We start from the raw sequence: 25,570 nt of genomic DNA, 5'->3' as shown, positions 1-25,570 counted from the left end.
AAAAATTACAAGGTAAGGCCGATACGCTTTGCCACCTCGATGTAAGCATCCACAACACCACCTAGGCCTTGACGGAAACGGTCTTTATCCAGTTTTTCTCGGGTATTGGCATCCCACAATCGGCAACCGTCAGGACTAAACTCGTCACCCAGAACAATATTACCTTGATGATCAACACCAAACTCAAGTTTATAATCGACCAACAACAGCTCTCCTTCCGCAAACAGCGCTTTGAGGACATCGTTCACCTTGTAGGTCAGTGATTTCATCGTCGCCAATTGCGCTTGCGTGGCGTAGCCCAAAGACTCACACAAGGATTCATTGACCATGGGATCGTGCAGCGCGTCGTTTTTTAAAAACAACTCAAAGGTGGGCGGCGTCAGTGCCGTCCCTTCCTCGACGCCAAGGCGACGGCAAAGTGAACCGGCTGCAATATTGCGCACCACACACTCTACAGGGATCATATCTAGCTTTTTCACCACACACTCGGTATCGGACAACAATTGGTCCATTTGGGTGGGGATGCCCGCCTGCTCAAGCTTTTGCATGATGAAGTGATTAAATTTGTTATTCACTTCGCCTTTTCGCTCAAGCTGCTCAACACGCTCGCCATCAAAAGCCGACGTGTCATTGCGAAAGTGCAGAACAAAGCGGTGCTCATCATCTGTGGCATAGACAGATTTTGCCTTACCGCGATACAACTCAGCACGTTTTTCCATTACCTATACTCTCCATTAGGCGCTAAAAGTAAGGGACGCTCACCGCGTCCCTATAAAATTACTCTGATGCTTGGTTCACTTGGGCAATGACCGCTTTGAGCGCTGGGCTCAGCGCTTCTAACGTCGCCTCATCGACAGGCTTACCATCGCTGTTGGTCACGTTAAGTGACGTGCGGTTGCCTAGATCGCCCAGCAACAAGGTATAGCTGTTGTCCGGGAACGAAATCGGATCAACGCCAAGGGATTGCCAACGCTCATCATTTGGCGCGACGTGACGGGTTTTCACCGTGCCTTGCGACTGGTTACGACTTTCTACCGTGAACCCTAAAGGCTTGATGATAGCAGGCAGCTTTTCCCAAACCACGTCATATGGGGCGCGCGCGATGATGACCGGCAACCCACTGCGATCGGTACCAAAGCTAATCGGAATATCAGACTGGCGCTGCTCCGCCAAACGGCGCGCTTCGGCACGCAATGCCGCATCGTGACTCACCGTGATAAGGTTAGTCATCAGGGTGTTGTAGCGCTCACGCAACGCAGGGGTGAGCGGTTCATCGCTGGCTTTCGCACGCGAGTCAATCATATTCACCCCTAACGCAAAGCGGCGACCTTGCTCAAGGCGCGATAGACGGAAGCGTGCTTGATGGGCGCTGTCTTCTTTTTCCCAAGCAATCCAACCGGTTTCTACTTGGTCTGCCGTTTGCGACGACACTGGGATGGTCTGCTCGCTGACCAAACGCTCTACCGTTTGCCATACTTTATCGAGTTGCTTTTCATTGGCAACGGCAAGGGTGACGCCACGGCTATCACGTTGTATCCGTGCGCCCGGGATCAGATCCAGCACTTGGCGCGGCGGACGAATATCAACGTTCTGACCGACTTCACCATTAAAATCTTGTGTCGGGATCTGATAATTGGTGGAAAAATACGGCGCTTGATCCGGCAAGGTTTGCCATGGCGACAACGGGGTTGTTTGCAAATAGTCAAAGTCATCTTTGGCTTGACGGCGCTGCTCGACGCCACCACTGCAGGCCACCACACTGGTGGCCATGATGGCACATAGGCCGAGCTTAAATACTGGTTTCATTGACACTCCAACGGCTTAAACAGCACCTGCGACACGCAGTGCCTCACGAACATCTGGACGCAAGTGCTCGCTTAACTCAGTTAATGGCAGACGAAGGTGCCCATCCGCAATCAAGCCCATCTCGCGGACTGCCCACTTCACAGGGATCGGATTGGCTTCGTCAAACAGGTGACGATGTAGGGGGATCAAGGTTTCGTTAATGGCATGCGCTTGCTCTGCTTCACCTGCGCGCGCCAGTTTGATCATTTTAGCCATTTGCGCAGCCGCCACATTATTGGTTACAGAGATAACGCCGTGCCCCCCGGCCAAGACAAAATCCAAGCCCGTTAAATCATCGCCACTGAATAAGAGGAAATCGTCGCCACAAAGTTCCCGATGAATCGCCACTCGGCTTACATCAGCGGTGGCATCTTTCAGACCAATGATGTTGTCGAATGCCGCCAGTCGCGCCACTGTCTCAGGCTGAATATCGACCGCGGTACGACCGGGAACATTATATAAAATCTGTGGCAGGTCCGTGGCTTCAGCAATGGCTTTGTAATGCTGGAACAAACCTTCCTGGGTTGGTTTATTATAATAAGGGGTCACGCTTAGGCAGGCGGCCACACCTGAGCCAGCAAACATTTTGCTGAAAGTGATTGCTTCATGGGTGGCATTGGCGCCAGTTCCCGCAATAACCGGAATACGCCCGTTAGCAAATTCCAAGGTTTTCAGCACAACTTTAATGTGCTCATCCACGGTTACTGTCGACGACTCACCCGTCGTGCCCACTGCGACAATCGCATCAGTGCCCGATTGGATATGAAACTCGACCAGTTTTTCCAGGCTAACGTAATCAACTTCGCCGTGTGCATCCATTGGTGTGACGAGCGCCACAATGCTTCCAGAAACCATGTTCGTCTCCCTTATTAGTGATGCTTGCAATGTTACTTTTGGCGCTGGGCAAACACAAGAATAACCCTGCGTCTAGGCATGTCTTAATCGACATTTTTTCATCGATAGACAATGTGTCTTATCGTTATAATCGAGGAAGGGGTGAGTCTGCGTCAATGGGCAGTCAAATCCTGTCAAGTCAGTGATCCTATTATCAAAAACTTGCGTAATCGCGAACACCCTCTATCATCGTGAATTCGGTTTACCGACAAAAAGGAAACGCAGCGCATGCAAACAATCACCGAAGGCGCACAAGCGCCCGATTTTTCACTGCAAGATCAAAATGGCGACACCGTCACGCTTAGCCAATTCAAAGGCGACAAACGTGTTCTGGTTTATTTCTACCCAAAGGCGATGACACCGGGTTGTACAACGCAGGCCTGCTCGCTACGCGATACGAAAGCCGAGTTGGATGCACTTGACACCGTGGTGCTTGGCATAAGTCCAGATCCGGTGAAAAAACTGGCCCGTTTTGTTGAACGCGACGCACTTAACTTCACGCTGTTGAGCGATGAAGATCATGCCGTCGCCGATGCGTTCGGAGTCTGGGGACCGAAAAAATTCATGGGCAAAGAATACGATGGGATTCATCGTCTAAGCTTTTTGGTTGGCAAAGACGGTAAGATAGAACATGTGTTCAATAAGTTTAAAACCAAGGATCACCACCAAGTGGTGCTTGATTACTTAAACCAAGCGTAACGTCAGTCCACGTTAGCTTTGGCGACAAAGCAGCCTACATGCTGCTGACTAAAAGCGCACGTACACCGTGCGCTTTTTTGTATGATTAGCCGACAGGCTTTGCCAACGCCTCAGGGTATCCGCGGCGTGTCGCAAGCTCGCAAGCGGTATCGATTATCTTCGCGGTGTTGGGGCGAGACAATGGCTGATAAGAGGTAGGAGATATCCAACCTGAATCTTCAAATTGCGTCAGTACTTTATTGATGGCCGTCAGCGCCGACGATGCTTTGACAATTTCCAAACGCGCATAACGTTCACCATCAAACGACACATCCGAGGCACGTAACGAAGGATCATCCCCGGGGATTTGCTGTGCACCACACAAGGGTTTGCCACCTACTTCGGCCTGTTTAAATGCCGGTAACCACTGGCCAAAATGGTCAATCGCACGATCAGTGCGTTCACACACTTCTTGCCAGTCCCAGCCTTTATCGATGTTTTTCACATAACGTGCATCTACAGTCGGTTGCGCCGACTCCGCAGAGCTTTTCACTAAACCACGCTCAAACAAGGTGACGTCTTGAGTCATACCGTGCAGCTGGAAAAAACCATCCGGGTAAGGAGTCAACTGCGCCATTCCCTGTGGGGTGCCCCGTTGACCGTGGACAATGATTTCCGGCCACTGATACTCAGTCCGTGTCCAATGTGCGATATACGCGGCTTTGTATTCGACCAAACGCTCGCGACCAAACCCGGCCATATCATCGATTGTCCCCGTGCGGAATCCGGCCGCATTGATAAGATAGTCAACGTCGGTGGTCTGTATCTGGCCTGACTGGTCTTGATAGGTTACCCGCCACCCTGACGAGATGGGCTGAGTGTCCATCACTTTGTGATTGAAATTAAGCTGACAATGAGGCGCGTCGGCAAGGGTCAATTGCGCTTCCGCCGCCAAGCGAAACACGCTAAGCCCGTATTCTTGCACCAGGACCAGAGGGTATTTCATTGCACTTAAATCGAGCGATTGCGCCACGGGCCACATCCATCGATCGGCAGCATCGATCACGCTGTGGTAGTCTTGAGCGCGCAATGCTTCCAGTTCCTCTTGCTGATACAAACGGAAATAATCGCTCGGCTCACCCATGACTTTATTATCGCTATCGATCTCAACCAATTGCGCATAACGCTCACGCAGGGTTTCTAAACGTGCAATCACACTGTCTAATGAGCCTGGGTCTTGCTGAGGAACGGCAAGGACAGTCGGTCGACGATTGACCGAATGCGGATACATGCGCACCGTGGCCACCGACTGTTCGAGTAAGGTCAGGCATTGATCGAGTGAAATTTCACGATACAAATTGCCGCCCGCGTGCAGATGGCAAATTGGCGGCCCACTCACCAAGCCGGTGCCCGCCTCAAACACCTGGGTGTCCACCCCGCGCTCAGCCAATCGCATTGCCGCTGTGGTTCCCGCAACACCGCCACCTATCACCGCGACGCGAAACTTTTCTACTTGCGTTTGTTCTTGCCTGTGTTGTGCCATGCCAACCCTGTTTTCATTACTACTTCTGTGGGCCAAACTGATCACGACGTGTCGATGTTTACCTGCCGCTCAGCCCCTTTTATTAGGGGCGTGAAAACAAGATGGATCACTCAATATCTGTCTTGGGATCGTCATCCAGCTCAATCACTGGCAGCGCTTGCCACACCGCTTTCACTAAGGTCGCCAATGGAATAGCAAAAAATACCCCCCAAAAGCCCCAGAGTCCACCGAAAACCAGTACGGCTATTATGATGGCGACTGGATGTAAATTCACCGCTTCTGAAAAAAGTACGGGGACGAGCACATTGCCATCTAGCGCTTGGATAACGCCATAGGCGATCATTACATACCAAAAACCAGGCTCAAGCCCCCACTGGAACAAGGCAACAATGGCTATCGGGACGGTGACAATCGCCGCGCCAATATAAGGCACCAAAACAGAGAAGCCCGTCGCCACACTGAGTAGGACCGCATAGCGAAGGTCTAACAGGCTAAAGGTCAAATAACTGGTCACCCCGACGATAATGATTTCAGTCACTTTGCCCCGGATGTAGTTGGAGATCTGCTGATTCATCTCATGGCCGACTCGAGAGGCAAGACGACGGTTGCGTGGTAACAAGCCTTTGAACATCGCCAACATTTGTGCTTTGTCCTTGAGCAAAAAGAACACCAGCAGGGGCACTAAAATCAGGTATACCGCCACCGCGACTAAGTTCACCAAAGACGCCAATGAACCTTTTACCAATGTTTCGCCAAGGTTGAGCACTTTATTTTGCAAGGTATCGACAAAGGTATTGACCATATGGGGATTGATCAGCTCTGGGTAGCGTTCTGGCAAACTCAGCATCAGTGCTTGCATGTTATTAAACATATTTGGCACATCGGCCACCAAGCTGACCCCCTGGTTCCATATGGTCGGCACCAACCCGAATAACGCCATCAAGGTTAAGCTAACAAACACAGTCAGTACCACCAGCACTGACAAAATGCGGGGCAAACCCAGCCGGCAGAGACGATTTACCGGCCAATCAAGTAGATAGGCCATCACGATCGCGACCAATAATGGGGCGAGCAAATTGCCAAAAAAGTAGATGGTAATAAAACCAAAAAGAAGGATCGCCACCAGGCTCACGGCATGTGGGTCAGAAAAACGTCGCCGATACCAGCGATGTAACATATCAAACATAAAAAGCCCGCTATTTCTTTGTGATGAGTAGCCGCGAAGCTGGCGTGTCTAACCACCTCATGCTGAAGCCTTCGCGTTTAAAATACTTGGGGATATCGTCTTTCGCCCCTTGATCACCGAGTAAAATCACCAATTGCTCACCTGACTGCAATAACGCGGCGGCGCGCTTTGCCAGCAATAGCGCCATTGGACAAACATGTTCTCGCAAATCAAGTGTTTGAGATTCCATTCTGGCTCACCGGTCGGTATTATCGTCAGTATTGTAATGGACATTAGATAGAACGCCAACGAAACCCTAACGGGTTTTATCGGTCTGTACCTAAGTACACCCTGCATTTAAAGGTCATCATACTTATGTCATCTCGCGCACTTGGCTCTCACAAAGGCAACAACGCTCGCCGCCTGCTCTGTTATGCACTAGCGGGGGTTTTAGCGAGCGCACCTGTGTCGGCACGTGTTGAGTCATATCAAAGTGACTTACCTGATATCGGTACCGCCGCCGTCAGTACCTTATCAGTTGCCAAAGAGAAAGAGTTTGGTGATGCCTACATGCGGATGCTAAGAGCCAGCAAGCCCATCATCAGCGATCCTCTACTCAACGAGTATATTAATGGCTTGGGCCATCGACTGGTGGCGAATGCCAACGATGTTCGCACACCCTTTCGTTTTATTTTAATTGATAATCAGGCAATCAACGCCTTTGCCTTTTTCGGTGGCTACGTGGCCATGCACTCTGGGCTGTTCCTCCATGCAAAAACGGAAAGCGAATTGGCATCGGTGATGGCCCACGAAATCGCCCATGTCACCCAGCGTCATCTTGCAAGAAGCATGGAGGAGCAAGCGCAAACCTCGCCGCTGACCGTCGCCGCCTTAGTGGGATCGTTGATGCTCGCGATTGCCTCTCCCGAAGCCGGGATTGCAGCGGCACACGCCGCGACAGCGGGCAGTATGCAAAACCAAATAAACTTCACCCGTCGCAATGAAGAAGAAGCCGATCGGATCGGCATTGAAACCCTCGCACGTGCTGATTTTGACGTGCAAGCCATGCCGCGATTTTTCTCACGATTGGCGGATGAGTACCGTTACGCCAGCCAAATGCCCGAGTACTTCAGCACCCACCCTTTACCGGCTTCACGGATCACTGACTCTCGCGCTCGTGCCCGCCAATACCCACAAAAACGGGTACCTGTCTCGCCCGATTATCAACTCGCGCGCGCCCGTATCGTCGCGCGATATAGCGGCATCGCCAGCCGCTCGGCGATGGATTGGTTTGAACGGCGTCATAAAGAGGCCTCGCCGGCCGAAAAGCAAAGCCTCAACTACGGGATGGCGTTGCTTGATATTGATGCACGTCGTTTTGACGATGCGCGAGAAAAATTAACCCCACTTATCAAGGCGCAACCAAATAATCGATTTTTCCTTGATGCGATGACCGATTTAAACATCGGTGAGAAACAGTACGACAAGGCATTGACGCGCCTTGAAAACGCATTGAACCATCAACCTAATAACCGCGTATTATTGCTCAATCGTGCCTATACCCTCGTCAAAGCCAAGCGAGGAGGCGAGGCGATCTCCATGCTGGAGCGATATACACACCAGCATCCAGATGACAGCAACGGTTGGTTTTTGTTACAACAAGCGTACGAAAGTACCGGGACGCATCGAGACGGTGAGCTGGCCGCCCAAGGTGAGCGTTATGCCTTACGCGGACAATGGGACAAAGCCATTCGCAATTATACCCAAGCCGCCCAGATCGCAGAACTAGGTAGCTTGGCGCAGGCACGGTATGATGCGCGTCTTGATCAACTTCGTCGCCAACAAGCCCGCTTTAAAGCGCTTAGCGACCGTTAATTCACTCAAAAAGGATCATTGTTGTGACCGCTATAACCCTCTACCACAACCCCCGTTGTTCAAAAAGTCGTGAAACCCTCAAGTTGTTGGAGTCCAACGGTGTCACGCCGACCATCATCAAGTATCTCGACACCCCTTTGTCTGCTGAGGCGTTGACGATGTTAAAACAGCAACTCGGACTCAGCTCGTTTCGGGAGATGATGCGAACCAAAGAAGCAGACTATAAAGCGGCAAACTTGGGCGATGCCTCCGTGGACGAAGCGCAATTACTCGACGCCATGGTTAACAATCCCAAATTGATCGAACGTCCAATCGCCGTCAAGGGCGAAAAAGCGGTCATTGGTCGTCCACCTGAAAACGTCCTCGCGCTAATAAAATGACGAAAGTATTAGTGCTCTACTACAGCCGCTCGGGGAATACACGCAAACTCGCCCAGCAAATCGCCCGTGGTATCGAGGCGCAAGGCGCTGAAGCGGTATTGCGCACGGTGCCCGAGCTGCCCGCTTACCCTGATGGCCAAGTGCCAGACACAACCGCGAAAGACCCGTTTGTCACTCGGCAAGATTTGCTGGACTGTCATGGCCTAGCCCTCGGCAGTCCGGTGCGTTTTGGCAACATGGCCGCGCCTTTGAAGCAATTTATCGACAGTACCAGTGGGGAGTGGCTATCAGGCGCCCTGATTGATAAACCTGCAGCCGTGTTTGGCGCCGGATCAATGCTGCATGGCGGACAAGAAACCACCCTGCTCACCATGACAGTGCCACTGCTTCATCATGGTATGGTGTTGCTCGGTGTGCCACATAGCGAACGGGCGCTACATACCACGCAAGGTGGCGGCTCGCCTTATGGTGCGTCGAGTGTGGCAGAGCCGAACCTGCCTTTAATCGCAGACGAGAAACAAATCGCCAAAACCTTAGGTCAACGTCTTGCACGTTTTGCACAAACCTTTCACCACCACTTGGGACAATAGGATAGTACTGTGACTGACTCTCGGCTTGCATTAATGCGTAGGCTCTCGCTATTGAGTAACCTCGGCCTGATTGGTTGGGTAATAATCTGGCATGCGTCTTTATCGCCCCACCCACACCTCAATGCTTGGGCGGTAACGATCGGCTGGACCATCCCGCTGCTCCTTCCGCTACCGGGGATCTTGAAAGGAAAGGCCTTTACTCATGCGTGGGCGAACTTTATTTTGATGTTTTACTTTTTGCACGCATTGACCCTTATTTATGTCGATGAGGGGGAACGCTGGTTGGCCGCTATCGAGCTTGTCTTGGTCGCCTGTGCGTTCGCCAGCAATATCGTCTTCGCGCGTTGGATGGGAAAATCACAAGGGCTAAAACTGCCACGCCTGTCTCAAGTGGAACGCGAAGAGCGCCAACGCTTTGAGGGCAAAGATAACGCCTCGTCTGACTGATAACTGACCGTTATCCTCGCCCTTGGTATCTTAACCGCCTCGGCTAAGCCAAGCACCGTGCTTGGCTTACACCGGGTACGGGCGGCGAGAGAAATACCGGTGGCCACACTTGCTACAAGGCGCAATCACATCCACCCGGCTGTGGCGTGACTGGTGGTGGCACTGCTCACATTGCAATACGCCCAGCCCAACAATTTCACCCGCTTCATACACGCCATGGTGCTGAAGGTCGTCAAACACTTCACGCCACTCTAGCTGAGTGCGATCGGTGATTTCTGCCAGCTGTTCCCAAATAGAGTTGGCAATCAGATCGTTAAACACCTGACTGTCCATGTCTTCGCCTTGAGATTTGTCGTACTGCTCACCAAAGGCTTTCACATCGCGCTTGAAGTAAGCCTCAATCAGCGCCCACTCATCTTTGGTAAGATCCGCAGCTGCTTTGAGATATTGATCAGACAACTCGACCCAGCGAGACAAAGCCTCTGGACTGTTTTCCAGTGCCTCTTTTACCCGCTCAATGATACTTTGTTGCGGTTCTTTCTCTTTATTCATGGTTCTGTCCTGATTCAAGTGTTGTTGCGGTCTCTGCCTTTCGTTATTCTATGACGATATTTCTCTTTCAGGTTTTACCTTTCTCACAGAATCTCGGAAGCCATCGATGCAAGAACAATATAGCCCGCAAGATATTGAACAAAAAGTTCAAGCCCATTGGGACGACAATAAAACCTTTGTGGCTCATGAAGACCCTAACAAAGAAAAATTCTACTGTCTTTCTATGTTCCCTTACCCCAGTGGCCGACTTCACATGGGGCATGTCCGTAATTATACCATCGGTGATGTGATCTCGCGTTATCAGCGCCTGCAAGGCAAGAATGTGATGCAACCTATTGGTTGGGACGCATTTGGTTTGCCGGCCGAAGGGGCCGCTATCAAAAACAAAACCGCCCCTGCACCTTGGACATATGAAAACATTGATTACATGAAAGGCCAGCTGAAAATGCTGGGCTTTGGTTACGACTGGGATCGCGAAATCGCAACCTGTAGCCCTGATTACTACCGCTGGGAGCAAGAATTCTTTACCACGCTTTATAAAAAAGGCTTGGTATACAAAAAAACCTCGTCAGTGAATTGGTGTCCACACGATCAAACCGTGTTGGCGAACGAGCAGGTGCATGAAGGCTGCTGCTGGCGCTGCGATACCCCGGTTGAGCAAAAAGAAATTCCACAGTGGTTTATCAAAATCACCGATTATGCAGAAGAGCTGCTGCAAGACATCGACAAACTGGATGGTTGGCCAGAGATGGTAAAAACCATGCAGCGCAACTGGATTGGCCGTTCAGAAGGCGTTGAGCTGACCTTCGATGTTGAGGGCGATCACCCTGCGCTGGGCGTCTACACCACCCGCCCTGATACCCTGATGGGGGTGACTTATGTCGGTATTGCCGCCGGTCACCCACTGGCCGATGCCGCGGCCAAGAACAACCCAGCCTTGGCGGAGTTTGTGCAAGAGTGCCGTAACACCAAGGTAGCGGAAGCTGAGCTGGCCACCATGGAGAAAAAAGGCATGGCGACGGGCTTGTACGCCACGCACCCATTAAACGGCCGCCGCGTACCTATCTTTGTCGCCAACTTCGTGTTGATGGATTATGGGACGGGCGCGGTCATGGCCGTGCCTGCACACGACCAACGCGATTTTGAATTTGCCAGCAAATATGGCCTCGATATTGAGCCTGTGATCCTGGATGAAAATGGCAACGCACCTGATTTGTCTGAGCAAGCACATACCGAAAAAGGCAAGCTATTTAACTCTGGTGAATTCGATGGCTTAGACTTTGATGCCGCGTTTGGTGCGATTGCCGCTAAGCTTGAGTCTTTGGGTAAAGGGCAAAAAACGGTCAACTTCCGCTTACGTGACTGGGGCGTTTCTCGTCAGCGTTATTGGGGCGCACCTATCCCAATGCTGAACACCGAAGACGGTGACGTGGTCCCTGTTCCGACGGATGAGCTACCGGTTATCCTGCCAGAAGACGTGGTAATGGACGGGGTGCAAAGCCCGATTAAAGCCGACAAACAATGGGCACAAACCCAGTATCAAGGCAAGCCTGCGCTGCGTGAAACCGACACCTTCGATACCTTTATGGAATCGTCTTGGTACTATGCACGCTATTGCTCGCCGCAGGCCGATCAGATGCTCGACCCAAGCGCTGCCAACTATTGGCTGCCTGTCGATCAGTATATTGGTGGGATTGAGCACGCCTGTATGCACCTGCTTTACTCACGCTTCTTCCACAAGTTGCTGCGTGACGAAAACATGGTCGATAGCGATGAACCCTTCAAGCAACTGCTCTGTCAAGGCATGGTACTGGCTGATGCCTTCTACTATACCGATGACAAAGGCGTGCGCGTGTGGGTCTCGCCAACCGACGTCACCGTTGAGCGTGACAGCAAAGGACAAATTGTTAATGCGGTAGACAGCCAAGGCAATGCGGTGACCCATGCGGGCATGACCAAGATGTCGAAGTCTAAAAACAACGGCATTGATCCGCAGCTCATGGTCGAGAAGTACGGGGCTGATACGGTGCGCCTGTTCATGATGTTCGCCGCGCCTGCGGATATGACGCTGGAGTGGCAAGAATCAGGGGTTGAAGGGTCACACCGCTTCTTGCGTCGCGTCTGGAAACTGGTTTACGAGCATAGCCAACAAGGACCTGTCGTGGCACTGGATGCTAGCGCGCTCACCAATGAGCAAAAAGCGCTGCGCCGCGAGGTGCACAAAGCCATTGCGAAAGTCAGTGATGACATGGGGCGCCGTCAAACCTTTAACACCGCCATCGCGGCGATTATGGAGCTAATGAACCGATTGGTGAAAGCCCCACAACAAAGCGAACAAGACCGCGCGGTGCTCGACGAAGCCCTCAAAGCGGTGGTGCTAATGCTTTACCCCATTACCCCACATATCTGCTTTAGCCTGTGGAATGCATTGGGTGAGAGCCACATTGATGACGCAGCGTGGCCAGAGGCAGATAAAGAAGCCATGGTTGAGGACGAAAAGCTGATTATCGTCCAAGTCAACGGTAAGCTACGCGCCAAGATCACCGTCGCCGCAGATGCGGAGAAAGACGCAGTGGAAGCCCAAGCGATGGCAGATGAAAACGTGGTGAAATTTACCGAAGGCAAAACCGTGCGCAAGGTGATTTATGTACCTGGCAAGCTGGTTAACATTGTTGCCAACTAACAAGGAGCGATGGAGTGAATCTGTTTAAGACAATGCTTCGCTCCCTGCTTGTCGCGATGGTCTGTTTGACCATCGCGTCTTGCGGGTAATCTGTAAGCCCAAGCGATGGCAGATGAAAACGTGGTGAAATTTACCGAAGGCAAAACCGTGCGCAAGGTGATTTATGTACCTGGCAAGCTGGTTAACATTGTTGCCAACTAACAAGGAGCGATGGAGTGAATCTGTTTAAGTCAATGCTTCGCTCCCTGCTTGTCGCGATGGTCTGTTTGACCATCGCGTCTTGCGGGTTTGCCTTGCGTGGCAGCTACAACCTGCCCGATGAGGTTGATAAGGTGTCGTTAACGAGCTTTGACCCTTATGGTGAGCTCACCCGGCAAATGCGAAATGCCTTACGTCAACACAAGGTCGATCTTGTCTCCCCTTCCAAGGACGTGGCCAATATCCACTTGCTCGGCGAGAGCAATAGCGAACAGACGTTATCGCTTTATCAAAACAGCCGCGTGGCGGAGAAAGAGTTTCGCTATGTCGCGCGCTATCGCGTCACCGTGCCTGATAAAGGCAGTTATACCTACAACACCACCTTAAGCCGTAATTTCCTAGATAACCCGCTGACAGCGCTGGCAAAATCGGTGGAAGAAGATAAGTTAGTCGCTGAGATGCGTACAGAAGCCACTCGGCAAATTATGCGTCAACTTTCCCAATTAAAAGGCGATATCGCCGAGTTTGAACGCCAACAGGCCGAACAAGCGGCCATGGAGAAGCTCGAGCAAGGTGAAACGCCAACAGAGCCCAACGTGATCATCGAAACGCGACAAACCGAGACGAATACCGCGCAATGATGAGAACCTATCCCGACCAATTGGCGCAGCAGCTCAATCAACCGCTGCGCCAAACTTACTTGGTCTTTGGCTCCGACCCATTACTCAAACTCGAAGCGCGTGACGCCATTACAAGCGCGGCACGCACCCAAGGTTTTGAAGAGCATCATAAATTTGTCATCGATGGGCAACTAGATTGGCAAGAGGTTATCGACTGCTGTCAAGCGCTTAGCTTGTTTGCTTCTCGGCAAATTATTGAACTTTCCTGCCCTGATAATGGCCTCACCAGCACGCAAGCCAAGCAGCTTACCGAGCTGGCCGCTTATCTGCATCCTGATATCCTCCTATTGGTGCAAGGGGAAAGACTCAATAAGAAGCAAGAAAGCGCTAAATGGTTTTCAGCGCTCGCCCAACACGGCTTATACGTGGTGTGTAATACCCCGGATGCCCGTCAACTCCCGCGTTTTATTGAGCAACGGTGTCGCCAGTTAGGGCTAAAGCCAGACCAACCAGCGCTACAGTTGTTAGCACAATGGCATGAAGGAAACCTATTGGCATTGGTACAAAGCCTGCACATTCTACAACTGCTCTATCCGGATGGCGCCTTAACCCTGCCACGCATAGAGAGTGCCCTGTCACGCCACCATCACTTTACACCCTTTCAGCTCACCGATGCGCTGCTAGCAGGAAAGGCACAACGCGCGCAACGGATACTTGAGCAACTGCATGCTGAAGGTGAAGAGCCCACTCTCCTTTTACGACTGATCCAAAAGGAGCTCAAACAGTTGTATACCATTCACGAGCAGGGGCAACAAGGCAGGCCGCTGAATGCCATCTTTGACCAACTTCGTGTATGGCAAACACGTCGTCCCATGCTCACCGCCGCTCTCAATCGGCTCAACAAAGCCCGATTAACCGCACTGCTACGCCGCTTAGCACAGTTAGAGATCAGGCTAAAAACGGACTTTGGTAGCGACCCTTGGCCAGATCTGCATTATTTTTGTGCACTCATGTGCCAAGCGTCCGAACCACTCACGCCCTAGCGTGTCCAACGGGTTAGCAAATGGTATACTGGCCTAATAAGACCATCAGCAACACATAGAGGTTTTCTTTGCAAGCTAACGAGTTAAAACAGTTTGTGACCGATAAGGTCGATGAGTTAAAAGCCAGCGATATTGTGACTCTGGATGTACGCGACAAATCATGTATTACCGACTTTTTAGTGCTGTGCACCGGCAACTCTCGCCGTCATGTTGCCTCCATTGCCGAGCATGTGTGTGAACAGGCCCAAGCGGTCGATATCGACTCTCTCGGCACGGAAGGACAAGATGACAGCGAATGGGTTGTGGTCGATTTAGGTGACGTTATGGTGCATGTCATGCAAGAGGAGCAACGCCAACTCTACCAATTGGAAAAACTCTGGAACTAAACCATGAAAATCCAATTGATTGCGGTGGGTAATAAAATGCCCAAATGGGTGGAGCAAGGCTTTGAAGAATATCAACGCCGCTTTCCAAAAGACATGCCACTCGAGCTGGTAGAGGTACCTGCTGGCAAGCGGGGCAAAAATGCCGATATCACCCGTATCTTGCAAAAAGAAGGGGAAGCGATGTTGGCGGCCGTCAACCGTGGTAGCCGCATTGTGACACTCGATATTCCCGGCAAGCCTTGGGACACACCGCAATTGGCTAACCAGTTGGAAAAGTGGAAACTTGATGGCCGCGATGTCGCCATTTTGATCGGTGGGCCAGAGGGGCTAGCACCACAGTGTAAAGCGGCCGCGGAGCAAAGCTGGTCGCTATCGCCACTGACCCTCCCCCATCCGCTGGTACGCGTCATTATGGCCGAGAGCCTATATCGAGCGTGGAGCTTGACCACCAATCACCCGTATCATCGAGAATAAGCAAAGATGAAGCGCCAACGAGTTGAAATCCGAGACCACAGCGCCGAGGCGGCCTTGTTTGTGCGACGCGCTATCGTCTGCTTTGTCGGTATCATGGCGTTGGTTGGGGTGCTGCTAACCAACCTTTATCATATTCAGGTGACCGAACACCAAGACTACCAAACCCGCTCGAACGATAACCGCATTAAAGTCGTCCCGGTGGCGCCTAACCGTGGCCTCATTTATGACCGCAATGGGAAATTGCTGGCTGAAAACCGCCCCGTTTATCACTTAGAAGTGACGCCTGAGCAAGTCGATGATATGCCGGCAACCCTCGCCCAGCTAAAAGACTTACTCTCATTGACCGACAAAGACATTACGCGCTTTCAAAAAGAGCGTCGCCGCTCGCGACGTTTTAATGCCGTGGCATTGAAAACACAGCTCACCGATAAAGAAGTCGCGATTTTTTCCGCGCACCAGCATCAGTTTTCTGGGGTGGAAATCAAAGCCTACTTAAAGCGCCATTACCCTTACGGCGATGCACTGACCCATGTACTCGGGTATGTCGCCAAAATCAATGATCGCGATATTGCCAAACTCAGGCAAAAAGGGGTGCTCAATAACTACAAAGCAACCCGTGATATTGGCAAGCTGGGGATAGAGAAATACTACGAATCAACACTGCATGGTAAAGCGGGCTACCAAGAAGTTGAGGTGAACAGCCGTGGCCGTGTAATACGTACGCTTAAATATGTGCCGCCGCAACCGGGTAAGGATCTGATTCTTAATCTCGACATTGACCTGCAACTTTACGTGCGCGGCATCCTCGGTGACCGACGAGGTGCGGTGGTGGTGGTCGACCCTGACACCTCGGGCGTCCTGGCGATGGTGTCAACGCCCAGCTACGATCCTAACTTATTTGTACATGGTATTTCCGGTACCCAATATCGGCAGTTGCTCAATGATAAAGATCGTCCCTTGGTGAATCGCGCCACCCTAGGCATTTACCCGCCAGCTTCCACAGTGAAGCCTTTCATTGCTGTCGCCGCGCTAGAAGAAGGCGTTATCACCACCAAGACCACGCGTAACGACCCTGGTTATTGGCGGATCCCTAACTCGGATACGCGCCCTTTCCGTGACTGGCTCCCTTGGGGGCACGGACGGGTAAATATCGTGCAGTCGATCGAGGAGTCAGTCGATACCTTCTTCTATCAAATCGCTTATGACATGGGGATCGATAAACTCTCTATGTGGATGGAAAAATTTGGCTTTGGCCAATACACAGGCATCGACATTCAAGAAGAAAGCAGCGCTAATATGCCTAACCGTGAATGGAAAATGAGTCGCTACCGCCAACCCTGGTATAAAGGTGACACGATTCCCGTCGGAATTGGGCAAGGTTATTGGACTGCCACCCCGATGCAAATCGTCAAAGCCTTGACCGTGCTGCTCAACCGTGGCGAAGTCAAAGCCCCCAAACTGTTAAACAAAACACGTGATGAACACGGCACCCACAAACCCGACGCCGAGCCGTTTCCACCGATTAAAGGGGTCGACGATAAATATTGGGATGTCGGCCTCAAAGGTATGCAACTGGTTAACCACGGTCGCAAAGGGACCGCGCGTCGTTCATTCCGCTCGGCGGAGTATTTATCGGGCGGTAAGTCAGGCACCGCACAGGTTTTCGGGCTGGGTGAAGATGAAGAATATAACGCAGACGAAATTGCTGAACACCTGCGAGACCACGCACTTTTCATCGGCTTTGCCCCCTTTGAAAACCCGGAAGTCGCTGTCTCTATGGTACTGGAAAACGCAGGGGGGGGCTCGAGCAACGGGGGCCCCATTGCCCGCCGGATCTTCGACCATATCTTGTTAGAAGACAAAGAGACCAAAGAGGCCAAACAATGAGTTCACTTGCCCAAGTCAGCGCGAAACGCTCTTTGTTCGATCGCTTGCATCTCGACTTACCCATGCTCGTGGGAATTTTGTTACTGATGGGCTTCGGCCTAGTGGTGATGTATAGCGCCAGTGGCCAAAGCATGGTGATGATGGAGCGCCAGGCGATCCGAATGCTATTGGCACTCGCGGTCATGTTTGCCCTCGCCCAAGTGCCGCCGCGCCACTATGAGTTTTGGGCGCCCTATTTGTATGCCGTGGGGGTGGTGTTACTGGCAGCGGTTCTATTGGTTGGCGAAACCGCAAAGGGCGCGCAGCGCTGGCTTGATCTCGGAGTGGTCACCTTCCAACCCTCAGAGATCATTAAACTTGCGGTACCGCTCATGCTTGCCCGCTTTATTGGCAAAGATCCGCTCCCCCCCAAATTTACTCACTTGCTCATCGCCCTAGTGTTATTGTTTGTGCCCACCATTATGATTGCTAAGCAGCCAGATTTAGGCACCTCAATACTGATTGCCGCCTCTGGGGTGTTCGTGCTGTTTTTGGCCGGAATAAGCTGGAAAATTATCACAGCAGCGGTGATTGCGCTGGCCAGTTTTGTCCCTGTACTCTGGTTTTTCCTAATGCATGATTACCAGCGTACCCGCGTGCTGACCCTGTTTAACCCAGAGTCCGATCCCTTGGGCGCAGGCTATCACATCATTCAATCTAAAATTGCCATTGGCTCTGGTGGCTTAAGCGGCAAAGGCTGGCTACAAGGGACACAGTCTCAATTGGAGTTTCTCCCTGAGCGACACACAGACTTTATTTTCGCCGTTATCGCTGAAGAATGGGGGTTGATCGGTGTCTGTGTCTTGTTAGCCCTGTACCTCTTTTTGATCGGCCGAGGGCTAATGCTCGCCAGCCGCGCCCAAACGGCATTTGGCCGAATGATGGCTGGCAGTATCGTGTTAAGCTTTTTTGTTTATGTTTTTGTCAATATTGGCATGGTCAGCGGCATTCTTCCTGTGGTTGGGGTACCCTTACCACTTATCAGCTATGGCGGCACCTCAATGGTCACACTGATGGCCGGTTTTGGCATTCTGATGTCTATCCACACTCATCGTAAAATGTTATCCAGGGCATAAACATGCGAGCTATTATCGTTTCTAGCGCTATCGTCTTATTAAGTGCATGCAGCAGCCAGCAAGGTCGCTACGACATGCAAAGTGATAAAGCACCCGAGACGGTGCCACAAGTTATTCACGCAGAAAACGCCCAACCCAGGTATGAGCCTTACAGCCTCGCGGGTAACAAAGATTACACGTTAAATGGTCAGCGCTACCAAATCTTACGCGATCCAAAAGGCTACCAAGAGGCGGGCATTGCCTCCTGGTATGGGGAGAAGTTTCATGGCCATCGTACCTCCAATGGCGAGGTGTATGATATGTACTCCATGTCAGCCGCGCACAAAACCCTTCCTCTGCCCAGTTACGTGGAAGTCACCAACCAAAATAATGGTAAAAAGGCCATTGTGCGCGTCAATGACCGCGGGCCCTTTCACAATAAGCGCTTGATAGACCTGAGTTATGCCGCGGCCAAGAAGCTGGATGTATTAAAGACGGGGACAGCCCCCGTGTCACTGCGTCTACTCTCACCGAGTAAACCAGCGGATGACGAGTGGCATTCCGCTCGCCATCATGCCTATTATGTGCAATTGGCTGCCCTCTCTGATGGCCTAAAAGCCAATCAAAAAGCGGAACAATTGGCGAAGACCCATGGTCTACCTACACATATCGCCCGCCGTGATACCGTGTATCGTGTTCGCTTTGGTCCTTTTTATGATCGAGACCAAGCGCAACAAGCGATGCGCACGGCAAAGCAGCATCAGTTGCCGGGGGCATTTATCGTCACCGAAGCACTTGTTAATGGCGACACATCTGTCACAAGTGCTAAAACAAACAATCAATAAGTTAAAGAAATCGAGCCTGTCCCTCTATCCGCAATTTGGTATAGTGAGGGCACAGTATCGACATCGATAACCGACATAAGTACTAACAATGATGAATAAAACCGTTTTCCGCATGCGTACACTGCTTTCTGCAGCCTTATTCGCCTCTGCTACCGCTCAAGCCGCACCTGCTGTTGTCCCTGATGCGCCGCAAATTGCCGCCAAAGGCTACGTATTGATGGATTATCATTCTGGCGAGGTACTGGCTGAAAACAACGCCTATCAACGCCTTAATCCTGCCAGTTTGACGAAAATGATGACCAGTTACGTAATTGGTCAGGAAGTTGAGCGTGGCAATATCTCAATGGATGATGACGTCGTCATTAGTGAGAATGCGTGGGCCAAAAACTTTCCCGGCTCTTCGAAGATGTTCATCGAAGTGGGTACCACGGTGAAAGCGGCCGACCTCAATCGTGGCATTATCATCCAGTCAGGCAACGACGCCTGTGTAGCGATGGCTGAACATGTTGCGGGGTCAGAAGACGCCTTTGTCGACTTGATGAACCGCTGGGGCGAAACCCTAGGTATGGACAGTTCCCATTTTTCCAATGTTCACGGTTTGGACTCCAAAGATCTTTACACCACACCGTACGATATGGCGCTGCTCGGCCAAGCCCTGATTCGCGATGTGCCTGCGGAATATCGTATTTATAAAGAAAAAGCCTTCACTTACAACGGTATCACGCAATACAACCGCAACGGCTTGCTATGGGATAAAAGCTTGAACGTTGACGGTATCAAAACTGGCCACACCGACGGTGCAGGCTACAACTTGGTCACCTCAGCCACTGAAGGCGACATGCGTCTTATCTCGGTGGTGATGGGCACCAAGAGCGCCAACGCCCGCAAAGCAGAGAGCAAAAAACTACTCAACTATGGTTTCCGCTTCTTCGAGACCGTGGCCCCCCATAAAGCCAACGAAACCTTTGTGACTGAGAAGGTCTGGATGGGTGATACAGACGAAGTCGCGCTCGGCGTCACTGAAGATACCTTTGTCACGCTTCCCCGTGGCAAGGCGCAAGATCTGAAAGCCAGTTTTGTCCTCGACAACACATTGGAAGCCCCGATCAGTAAAGGTGATGTCGTCGGTAAACTCTTCTATCAAGTGGATGATGAAGATGTGGCGGAATACCCGCTTGTCGCCCTAAACGATGTTGAAAAAGGCGGGCTTTTTAGTCGCTTAATAGATTACATCGTGATGATGTTTAAAAACCTCGTCGGTTAATCCCTCTCTGTGCCGCCCACCAACTTGGTGGGCGGCTTGTTTTCTCGCGCTTGGCAGATTAGTATTTCGCGTTAATCGTGATCAATCGCACAAACGCGTGCCTCTATCAGCCTGCAGTTGGGAGTTAACATGCAAGAGCAACCGAAATTAAAAGATCTGTTGGAGTTTCCTTGCCAATTCACCTACAAGGTGGTGGGCCAGGCAAAACCTGAGCTACCCGATCATGTATTGACCGTGATCCAACGCCACGCGCCAGGCGACTATAGCCCAGCCGTCAAGCCCAGTGCCAAGGGTACCTATCACTCGGTGTCGATCACCATTAAGGCGACCTCCATTGAGCAAGTGGAAATCCTCTATAAAGAGCTGGGTGAAATTGACATCGTCCGCATGGTGCTCTAATTCGAATACCCACACGACTGGCGGCTTTAAATCGCGCTGCCAGCCTCTATAATATCGCCACTGACAACAACATGGGAAATGGGTTTGCAGCACCAACTCGTTGTAAGGCACCTTGGCCGTCAACCGTATCTCCGCGTCTGGGAACAGATGCGCCACTTCACCGATCGGCGTGACGACAATACGCGTGATGAAGTTTGGCTGGTTGAGCATGATCCGGTTTTTACCCAAGGACAAGCGGGAAAAACGGAACATGTGTTGGTCCCAGGCGACATCCCTGTCGTACAATCAGATCGCGGCGGACAGGTGACGTATCATGGGCCAGGGCAACTCGTCGCCTATTTCCTGATTAACCTCAAACGTAAAAAAGTCGGTGTGCGAGCGCTCGTGAGCCATATTGAAGATCTTGTGGTGAACACACTAGCACACTTCCACGTTGACGCTTACGCCCGCCCAGATGCGCCCGGTGTTTACGTTAACGACGCAAAAATATGTTCTCTTGGGCTCCGTATCCGTCGCGGGTGCTCATTCCATGGACTGGCACTCAACATCAATATGGACTTATCACCGTTTCAGCGTATTAACCCATGTGGTTACGCTGGTATGGCCATGACGCAACTGAGCGATCAGGTTGGCAAAGTCACGCTCGAGGACGTTCAACCTGTGCTGGTAGACACTTTAACTCAACAGCTGAGGTACTCTGAGGTTGAGTTTACAACGGAAAGCAGCGATTTATGAGCAAACCGATTCAGATGGAACGCGGTGTTAAGTACCGCGACGCCGACAAAATGGCGCTTATCCCGGTCAAAAATATGCCGACCGAGCAAAAAGAAGTGCTGCGCAAGCCTGATTGGATGAAGATCAAACTCCCAGCTGAGACTGCGCGTATTAAAGAAATTAAAGACGCGATGCGTAAAAACAATCTTCACTCCGTGTGTGAAGAGGCATCGTGTCCTAACTTGGCGGAGTGCTTTAGTCACGGCACGGCAACCTTTATGATTCTCGGGGCGATTTGTACCCGCCGTTGCCCTTTCTGTGATGTTGCCCACGGTCGCCCCGTCGCCCCTGATAGCGAAGAGCCAAAGCATCTGGCGCAAACCATCAAAGACATGAAACTGCGCTATGTGGTCATTACATCGGTTGATCGTGATGATTTACGTGACGGGGGCGCCCAACACTTTGTTGACTGTACCCGAGAAATCCGCGCGCTCAATCCAGAGATCCAAATTGAAACACTGGTTCCTGACTTCCGTGGCCGTATGGATCGCGCACTCGATATCTTGCAAAACAACCCACCCGATGTTTTCAACCATAATTTAGAAACAGCGCCACGGTTGTACCGAAAAGCGCGTCCTGGTGCCAACTATCAATGGTCGCTGGATCTGCTGAAAAAGTTCAAAGAGATGCATCCAGAGGTGCCGACCAAATCGGGCTTGATGATGGGCTTGGGTGAAACCAAAGAAGAGATCATCGAGGTTCTCAAGGACTTGCGTGCTCACGGCGTCACCATGCTCACGCTTGGCCAGTACTTGGCACCAAGCCGCCACCACTTGCCAGTAGAGCGTTACGTCCCGCCTGAAGAGTTTGACGAGCTGAAAGACATTGCTCTCGGTTTAGGCTTTACGCATGCCGCATGCGGCCCCTTTGTTCGCTCTTCCTACCATGCCGATCTACAGGCAAAAGGCGTGGAAATTAAATAAACGCCCAAGCTGTTGAGACAAAAAAACCGCTAGCCAGACTAGCGGTTTTTTATTATCGGTTACCTTGGGTACTCAGTGACGTGATAAATAGTCCGCACGCCCCACCCATTTATAGGTAGTCAGCTCCTCAAGCCCCATCGGGCCACGTGCATGCAGCTTTTGCGTCGAAACCGCCACTTCTGCCCCAAGCCCAAACTGCGCACCATCGGTGAAGCGCGTTGAGGCGTTGACGTACACTGCCGCCGAGCCGGCACCATTAATAAAGGTTTCTGCCGCCTGCAAGTCGTTGGTCAAAATGGCATCGGAATGGCTGGCATTGTGCGCGCGCATATGCGCGAGTGCCTCATCCACACTATCAACCACCACCACTCCAAGGGTTGGCCCGAGCCATTCCGTATCAAAGTCTCCTGATTGCGCCTCACGCAGTTGCGCCACGCCATCCAGATACGGTAACGCACTTGATCCGGCGACAATGTGCAGCCCATACTGATTAAACGCCGTCAGCAAGCGAGCGAATAATTGTGCTGCCACGTCTTTGTGAACCAGCAAGGTGTCTAGCGCGTTGCAGGCGGATGGGCGGTCTGTCTTAGCATTGAGGATCACATCGGGTGCTCTATCAAGATCGGCACTGTGATCGACATACAAGTGGCTAATGCCAAACCCCCCGATAATCACAGGGATGGTACTGTTTTGTTTGCACATTTTGTGCAGTCCGGCACCACCGCGTGGAATGATCATGTCGACATAATCATCAAGAGTCAGTAACTCAGAGACCAGCGCACGATCAGGTTTTTCAATATATTGCACCGAGGCATGCGGCAGCCCCGCTTTCTCTAACCCAGTTTGTATCACTTTCACTAGTACCTGGTTAGTCGCGAAGGTTTCTTTCCCTCCCCGCAGAATCGCGGCATTGCCCGTTTTTAAGCACAATGCCGCGATATCAATGGTGACATTCGGGCGCGCCTCATAAATGACCCCAATCACTCCTAGCGGTTCACGGCGCTTTGATAATGACATGCCGTTTTCAAGCAGCTTATGATCAAGCATTTGGCCCACAGGATCGGCCAGCGCAATCACTTGCCTCACATCGCTCGCCATATTGGTTAAACGGTCTGGGGTCAGGGTTAAACGGTCCAACATCGCAGGATCCATGTCTGCCTCACGAGCGGCGGCGAGATCGCTTTGGTTGGCGGCTAATATTGCACTTTGCTGTGCATCCAGCTCGTCAGCAATAATGGCGAGTGCTCGGTTCTTGTTGCTCGTCGATGTGACGGCCAGTTGGTACGCAGCGTCTTTGGCTGCTTTGCCCATGTTTTGTAAACTCATTGTGTCCCCGTCTTTGCTCTTTTAATTGTCTACTACGACTAGGTCATCACGGTGCATCGCGACAGGACCGTATTCATAACCAAGAATATCTGCGATTTGCTGGCTATGAGCGCCAGCGATACGGCGCAAATCACTGGCGGTATAGCGACAAATACCGCGCGCGACGCATTTTCCTTCAACCGAGAGAATACGCACCACTTCACCACGCGCAAACGCCCCTTTCACCGCAACAATCCCCTTACTTAACAGGCTGCTACCTTTTTGCGTCACGGCGGTAATGGCGCCCGCATCGACGACAATATCCCCCGCGGGTGGCGGTCCGGCAAGGATCCAGCGTTTACGGCTTTCTAAGGGGCTTTCTAAGGGCAAAAAGCGCGTGCCTGCGTTATCCCCAGCGGTGACTTTTTGAATCACTTCAGGCTTACTCCCCGCGGCGATGGTCACCTCTACACCCGCTCGACGGCCAATATCAGCCGCTTGAAGCTTGGTCGCCATACCACCTGTGCCCAGGCCCCCTACGCTACCACCTGCTAATTTGCGTAAGGTTTCATCAATGGTATGGACTTCACGAATCAGCTCGGCATCCGGGTTTGAACGCGGATCGGCCGTGAACAAGCCGGGTTGGTCAGTTAAAAGGAGGAGTTTGTCTGCATCGGCGAGGATGGCCACCAAGGCAGATAAGTTATCATTATCGCCCACCTTGATTTCGGACGTTGCAACCGCATCGTTCTCATTCACAATCGGCACAATACCATTATCCAGTAAGGCCTGAAGCATATCACGCGCGTTGAGAAAGCGTTCACGGTGCTCTAGATCGGCCCGGGTAAGCAGCATCTGTCCGACTTGAAAGCCGTACAAACCAAATAAATGCTCCCAGGTTTGTATTAAACGGCACTGACCCACCGCAGCCAGCATTTGCTTGTTGGCAACCGTGTCAGCGAGTACTGGATAGCCGAGGTGCTCTCTGCCCGCGGCAATCGCAGCTGATGATACGATGATCACCTGATGACCTTGCTGCCGCAAACGGGCACATTGACGCACCAGCTCAACCATGTGTGCCTGATCTAAGCGCGCAGAACCGCCCGTCAACACACTGGTGCCGAGTTTTACCACAAGCGTTTGGGGAGAGACGCTGGCCGCGAGGTCACCGTCTTGAAATACATCTTGAATTGTCATGGTTGCCTGATCCACAAAAGCGTATGTCTCTCTTTTATCAATCCCTCACCTATTTAACAAGGGGTGGGATCAGGCAAATGGCGGGTTATTCAGAGCAGGCCAGTTCCGGCTCAGTCAGTGCTTGGCTTGGTGAAAGAGACAGGCCTAGCTCATCGTCCAGCAACGCACTCAATTTGGCATAAAAGTTAGTCAAGGTTTTATCCACGGCCGCTTGCGCTTCACGCGGAATCGACTTGGCGACCCATTCCCCTTTTTTATCAAATAAACCAAACCCATAACGATAGGTAAACCCTTCCCCCTCCGGGGTCATTTCAAACCACCAGCCCCAGAACTCACGTGCGTCAGGATCTTTTTTAGCATCCACACAGACAGAAAGGCTATCGAAAAAGTAGCGCTCGGTGTCTGACTTTCCTTCTCGAAAGTACGGGCCCAATGCAGTAAAGCGTGTTTTTAATCGTCCATGTGAAAGCGGTAATTTATCGCTCATCGTGTCCTCCAATGGCACTGTG

27 protein-coding genes and 1 pseudogene are annotated in these 25,570 nt (G+C 51.7%); 17 read left to right on the top strand and 11 right to left on the bottom strand.

Annotated features, from left to right (window positions below; genetic code table 11):
• Positions 1-5: 5 nt before the first annotated feature.
• The 3 genes from purC to dapA are packed head-to-tail and all read right to left on the bottom strand — an operon-like array spanning position 6 to position 2,700.
• Positions 6-719: a phosphoribosylaminoimidazolesuccinocarboxamide synthase gene (gene purC, locus BZG23_RS00380; protein ID WP_046073721.1), complete on the bottom strand. Its 714-nt coding sequence runs from the start codon at positions 717-719 to the stop codon at positions 6-8.
• 58 nt (positions 720-777) lie between these two features.
• A complete protein-coding gene (bamC, locus tag BZG23_RS00375; protein ID WP_046073722.1) occupies positions 778-1,806 on the bottom strand; it encodes an outer membrane protein assembly factor BamC in 1,029 nt (342 codons plus the stop codon).
• A gap of 15 nt (positions 1,807-1,821) precedes the next feature.
• Complete coding sequence (dapA, locus tag BZG23_RS00370; RefSeq protein WP_046073723.1) at positions 1,822-2,700, bottom strand: 4-hydroxy-tetrahydrodipicolinate synthase; 879 nt, start codon at positions 2,698-2,700, stop codon at positions 1,822-1,824.
• A gap of 267 nt (positions 2,701-2,967) precedes the next feature.
• On the opposite strand from dapA, the gene bcp reads away from it, so the two are divergent.
• Entirely contained in the window at positions 2,968-3,438 is a 471-nt protein-coding gene (bcp, locus tag BZG23_RS00365) for a thioredoxin-dependent thiol peroxidase (RefSeq protein WP_046073724.1), read from the top strand.
• An 85-nt stretch (positions 3,439-3,523) separates the two neighbouring features.
• Here the strand turns inward: bcp and BZG23_RS00360 are convergent, their stop codons facing one another.
• The 3 genes from BZG23_RS00360 to BZG23_RS00350 all read right to left on the bottom strand — a co-directional run bounded on the left by BZG23_RS00360 (position 3,524) and on the right by BZG23_RS00350 (position 6,375).
• Complete coding sequence (locus BZG23_RS00360; RefSeq protein WP_077605822.1) at positions 3,524-4,960, bottom strand: FAD-dependent oxidoreductase; 1,437 nt, start codon at positions 4,958-4,960, stop codon at positions 3,524-3,526.
• Between the two features lie 106 nt (positions 4,961-5,066).
• On the bottom strand, positions 5,067-6,146 hold the full coding sequence (locus tag BZG23_RS00355) for an AI-2E family transporter (protein WP_046073726.1): 1,080 nt from the start codon (positions 6,144-6,146) through the stop codon (positions 5,067-5,069).
• Between the two features lie 10 nt (positions 6,147-6,156).
• Positions 6,157-6,375 carry a sulfurtransferase TusA family protein gene (locus tag BZG23_RS00350; protein ID WP_046073727.1) on the bottom strand — a complete coding sequence of 73 codons (219 nt, stop codon included), beginning with the start codon at positions 6,373-6,375 and terminating at the stop codon, positions 6,157-6,159.
• Between the two features lie 125 nt (positions 6,376-6,500).
• Here BZG23_RS00350 and BZG23_RS00345 point away from each other — a divergent pair, with 125 nt between their 5' ends.
• From BZG23_RS00345 to BZG23_RS00330, 4 genes are read left to right on the top strand one after another with little or no spacing between them, the layout of a single operon-like run.
• Positions 6,501-8,000, top strand: coding sequence for a beta-barrel assembly-enhancing protease (locus tag BZG23_RS00345; protein ID WP_077605821.1), 1,500 nt, complete (start codon positions 6,501-6,503; stop codon positions 7,998-8,000).
• A 23-nt stretch (positions 8,001-8,023) separates the two neighbouring features.
• On the top strand, positions 8,024-8,380 hold the full coding sequence (gene arsC / locus BZG23_RS00340; RefSeq protein ID WP_046073728.1) for an arsenate reductase (glutaredoxin): 357 nt from the start codon (positions 8,024-8,026) through the stop codon (positions 8,378-8,380).
• Positions 8,377-8,970 carry an NAD(P)H:quinone oxidoreductase gene (wrbA, locus tag BZG23_RS00335; protein ID WP_077605820.1) on the top strand — a complete coding sequence of 198 codons (594 nt, stop codon included), beginning with the start codon at positions 8,377-8,379 and terminating at the stop codon, positions 8,968-8,970. The genes arsC and wrbA overlap by 4 nt, the downstream gene beginning before the upstream one ends.
• Before the next feature lie 33 nt (positions 8,971-9,003).
• A complete protein-coding gene (locus BZG23_RS00330; protein ID WP_046073730.1) occupies positions 9,004-9,417 on the top strand; it encodes a DUF2069 domain-containing protein in 414 nt (137 codons plus the stop codon).
• Positions 9,418-9,483: 66 nt separating this feature from the next.
• Here the strand turns inward: BZG23_RS00330 and BZG23_RS00325 are convergent, their stop codons facing one another.
• Positions 9,484-9,969: a zinc ribbon-containing protein gene (locus BZG23_RS00325; RefSeq protein WP_046073731.1), complete on the bottom strand. Its 486-nt coding sequence runs from the start codon at positions 9,967-9,969 to the stop codon at positions 9,484-9,486.
• Positions 9,970-10,075: 106 nt separating this feature from the next.
• Here BZG23_RS00325 and leuS point away from each other — a divergent pair.
• Positions 10,076-12,634: pseudogene (leuS, locus tag BZG23_RS00320) on the top strand (leucine--tRNA ligase); the annotation flags it as partial.
• A 42-nt stretch (positions 12,635-12,676) separates the two neighbouring features.
• Here leuS and mobC read toward each other — a convergent pair.
• Positions 12,677-12,856: a plasmid mobilization relaxosome protein MobC gene (gene mobC, locus BZG23_RS16905; RefSeq protein ID WP_108743690.1), complete on the bottom strand. Its 180-nt coding sequence runs from the start codon at positions 12,854-12,856 to the stop codon at positions 12,677-12,679.
• An 11-nt stretch (positions 12,857-12,867) separates the two neighbouring features.
• On the opposite strand from mobC, the gene BZG23_RS00315 reads away from it, so the two are divergent.
• From BZG23_RS00315 to lipA, 11 genes are all read left to right on the top strand, one after another.
• Positions 12,868-13,491: an LPS-assembly lipoprotein LptE gene (locus tag BZG23_RS00315; protein WP_077605818.1), complete on the top strand. Its 624-nt coding sequence runs from the start codon at positions 12,868-12,870 to the stop codon at positions 13,489-13,491.
• Positions 13,491-14,513 carry a DNA polymerase III subunit delta gene (holA, locus tag BZG23_RS00310; RefSeq protein WP_077606004.1) on the top strand — a complete coding sequence of 341 codons (1,023 nt, stop codon included), beginning with the start codon at positions 13,491-13,493 and terminating at the stop codon, positions 14,511-14,513. The genes BZG23_RS00315 and holA overlap by 1 nt, the downstream gene beginning before the upstream one ends.
• Before the next feature lie 68 nt (positions 14,514-14,581).
• Complete coding sequence (gene rsfS, locus BZG23_RS00305; protein WP_046073734.1) at positions 14,582-14,899, top strand: ribosome silencing factor; 318 nt, start codon at positions 14,582-14,584, stop codon at positions 14,897-14,899.
• A 3-nt stretch (positions 14,900-14,902) separates the two neighbouring features.
• Positions 14,903-15,373 carry a 23S rRNA (pseudouridine(1915)-N(3))-methyltransferase RlmH gene (gene rlmH, locus BZG23_RS00300; protein ID WP_077578611.1) on the top strand — a complete coding sequence of 157 codons (471 nt, stop codon included), beginning with the start codon at positions 14,903-14,905 and terminating at the stop codon, positions 15,371-15,373.
• A 6-nt stretch (positions 15,374-15,379) separates the two neighbouring features.
• Positions 15,380-17,260, top strand: coding sequence for a penicillin-binding protein 2 (mrdA, locus tag BZG23_RS00295; protein WP_046073736.1), 1,881 nt, complete (start codon positions 15,380-15,382; stop codon positions 17,258-17,260).
• On the top strand, positions 17,257-18,375 hold the full coding sequence (rodA, locus tag BZG23_RS00290; RefSeq protein WP_046073737.1) for a rod shape-determining protein RodA: 1,119 nt from the start codon (positions 17,257-17,259) through the stop codon (positions 18,373-18,375). The genes mrdA and rodA overlap by 4 nt, the downstream gene beginning before the upstream one ends.
• 2 nt (positions 18,376-18,377) lie before the next feature.
• Positions 18,378-19,199 (top strand): septal ring lytic transglycosylase RlpA family protein, encoded by an 822-nt coding sequence (locus BZG23_RS00285; protein ID WP_046073738.1) that lies wholly within the window; start codon positions 18,378-18,380, stop codon positions 19,197-19,199.
• A gap of 112 nt (positions 19,200-19,311) precedes the next feature.
• Positions 19,312-20,463, top strand: a complete 1,152-nt coding sequence (locus BZG23_RS00280) for a serine hydrolase (protein WP_369795687.1) — start codon at positions 19,312-19,314, stop codon at positions 20,461-20,463.
• A 129-nt stretch (positions 20,464-20,592) separates the two neighbouring features.
• Complete coding sequence (gene ybeD, locus BZG23_RS00275) at positions 20,593-20,862, top strand: DUF493 family protein YbeD (RefSeq protein WP_046073739.1); 270 nt, start codon at positions 20,593-20,595, stop codon at positions 20,860-20,862.
• A gap of 84 nt (positions 20,863-20,946) precedes the next feature.
• On the top strand, positions 20,947-21,597 hold the full coding sequence (gene lipB / locus BZG23_RS00270; RefSeq protein WP_198532102.1) for a lipoyl(octanoyl) transferase LipB: 651 nt from the start codon (positions 20,947-20,949) through the stop codon (positions 21,595-21,597).
• The gene (gene lipA, locus BZG23_RS00265; protein WP_077605816.1) at positions 21,594-22,559 is read left to right on the top strand and encodes a lipoyl synthase; all 966 of its coding nucleotides are present in this window, start codon (positions 21,594-21,596) and stop codon (positions 22,557-22,559) included. Before lipB ends, lipA begins: the two co-directional genes overlap by 4 nt.
• A gap of 72 nt (positions 22,560-22,631) precedes the next feature.
• Here lipA and BZG23_RS00260 read toward each other — a convergent pair whose 3' ends face one another.
• The 3 genes from BZG23_RS00260 to crl all read right to left on the bottom strand — a co-directional run bounded on the left by BZG23_RS00260 (position 22,632) and on the right by crl (position 25,548).
• Positions 22,632-23,885 carry a glutamate-5-semialdehyde dehydrogenase gene (locus tag BZG23_RS00260; protein WP_077605815.1) on the bottom strand — a complete coding sequence of 418 codons (1,254 nt, stop codon included), beginning with the start codon at positions 23,883-23,885 and terminating at the stop codon, positions 22,632-22,634.
• Between the two features lie 21 nt (positions 23,886-23,906).
• Positions 23,907-25,061: a glutamate 5-kinase gene (gene proB / locus BZG23_RS00255; protein ID WP_077578638.1), complete on the bottom strand. Its 1,155-nt coding sequence runs from the start codon at positions 25,059-25,061 to the stop codon at positions 23,907-23,909.
• Between the two features lie 85 nt (positions 25,062-25,146).
• Positions 25,147-25,548: a sigma factor-binding protein Crl gene (gene crl / locus BZG23_RS00250; protein WP_077605814.1), complete on the bottom strand. Its 402-nt coding sequence runs from the start codon at positions 25,546-25,548 to the stop codon at positions 25,147-25,149.
• Positions 25,549-25,570 lie beyond the last annotated feature (22 nt).

It is taken from the genome of Salinivibrio sp. ML290, from assembly GCF_001995695.1.
GTDB lineage: Bacteria > Pseudomonadota > Gammaproteobacteria > Enterobacterales > Vibrionaceae > Salinivibrio > Salinivibrio siamensis.
This window is presented reverse-complemented; position numbering and strand designations above follow the sequence as displayed.